The sequence below is a fragment of the Streptomyces sp. NPDC006265 genome (genome assembly GCF_040613555.1).
Taxonomy (GTDB): Bacteria; Actinomycetota; Actinomycetes; order Streptomycetales; family Streptomycetaceae; genus Streptomyces.
The window spans coordinates 1-1,451 of record NZ_JBEXSH010001393.1 but is presented as its reverse complement, the minus strand read 5'-3'; the positions used below and the strand labels follow the sequence as shown (position 1 = coordinate 1,451).

At 73.5% G+C, this 1,451-nt stretch carries 2 protein-coding genes; one reads left to right on the top strand and one right to left on the bottom strand.

The features are described 5' to 3' along the window. Window positions 1–775: helix-turn-helix domain-containing protein (locus ABZ281_RS49205; RefSeq protein ID WP_356665347.1), on the bottom strand; the 775-nt coding region annotated here is incomplete at its 3' end. A 101-nt stretch (window positions 776–876) separates the two neighbouring features. On the opposite strand from ABZ281_RS49205, the gene ABZ281_RS49200 reads away from it, so the two are divergent. Next, window positions 877–1,428 carry a YceI family protein gene (locus tag ABZ281_RS49200; RefSeq protein ID WP_356665345.1) on the top strand — a complete coding sequence of 184 codons (552 nt, stop codon included), beginning with the start codon at window positions 877–879 and terminating at the stop codon, window positions 1,426–1,428. Window positions 1,429–1,451: the final 23 nt, after the last annotated feature.

Sequence of the window (1,451 nt, the reverse complement as noted above, 5' to 3'; positions counted from 1 at the left end):
GTCGTTGCCCACCACGAACCAGCGCCGTACCCCGCGCTCGCGCGCCAGCAGATCCATCGCCGGCCGGAGCTGGTCGCGCGGGGTCTCGCTCGTCACCCGTGCGCCGCGGTGCCATGGCCAGGTCGGCGAACCGGTCAGCGAAGTCCGCGCCCGCCGTCACCGTCAGCTCGTCGGCCAGCTCGGCGAGGTAGGGGTCCCGCAGGGGGACCCCGTGCCGGAGCCGGGCGACGAGGTCGTCGGCCACCCGGTCCCAGTCGCGGTAGGCGCTGCGGGCCCGTTCGTCGGTGAACAGGTACCGGAGCAGGTTGGGCCGCTCGTCGTCGAGCAGGCCGAGGGGGCCGACCAACCGGTCGTACCCGGCCGTGTGGGCGAGGATGTCGCCGATCCAGTTGACCACCAGTGCGGGAGCCGGCTCCAGGTGGTCCAGCACGGCCCGCACGGTGGGGCGTGCCGCGCGGCTGAGTGACGGGGCCGCGGCGCAGACCAGCGGATCGCCGCCGTCCGCCTCCTTGGTGAGGCGGCGCAGCAGTATCCGGTCGGCGAGGGAGAGGTGCAGGGCGTCGGCGAGGGCGCCGAGCACCTGGGCGGACGGGTTGCGGTCGCGGCCCTGTTCCAGCCGGGTGAGGTACTCGACGCTGACGCCGGCGAGCGTGGCCAGCTCGGCACGCCTGAGGCCCGGGGTGCGGCGCCGGGGGCCTGCGGGCAGACCCGCCTCGGCCGGGGTGACGGCTTCACGCCAGGTGCGCAGGTACGTGCCCAACTCGTTGTCGCTCACCCGCCGAACGTACAGCGCGGCCGGGCCCGGAGGGTGGCCCCGTCACTACCAGGCTCCGGCCGGTCTCCCTTCCGGGCCGCGCGGCCCTCAGGGTGGAGGGCATGACGAATGACACCGCCACCACCGCCCTGCCGCTGGCTCCCGGTCAGTGGGCCCTCGATCCGTTCCATTCCTCCGTCCACTTCACCGTCCGGCACCTGGGCATCGCCAAGGTGCGGGGGCGCTTCGCGCGACTGGAGGCCGGACTGTTCGTCGGGGAGCAGGTCGAGGACGTGCGGGTCTCCGCGGCGGTCGACCTGGCCTCGGTCGACACCGGCAACCCCGACCGGGACGCACATGTCCGCGCCTCCGACCTGCTCGATGTGGAGAAGCGCCCGACGATGACGTACCGCTCGACGCGGGTGTCGGGCGAGGGCGAGGACTGGGCCATGGAGGGCGAGCTGACGATCGGCGACGTGACTCGCCCGGTGACGTTCGCCGTGGAGTTCGGCGGGCTGGTCGACGTGCCCATGGACGGCAGCCGGCATGCCGGGTTCGAGGCGACGGGCGAGATCCGGCGGAGCGATTTCGGGCTGGACTTCGCCCCCGGTCTGCTCGGCGACGTGGTCAAGATCCAGCTCGACATGCAGTTCGTGGAGCCGAAGACGGCCTGACCGCACCCGAAACGCGCCGTGCC

Coding starts and splice junctions, on each gene's coding strand:
- ABZ281_RS49200 (WP_356665345.1), top strand. CDS start 877: ATGACGAATGACACCGCCACCACCGCCCTGCCGCTGGCTCCCGGTCAG.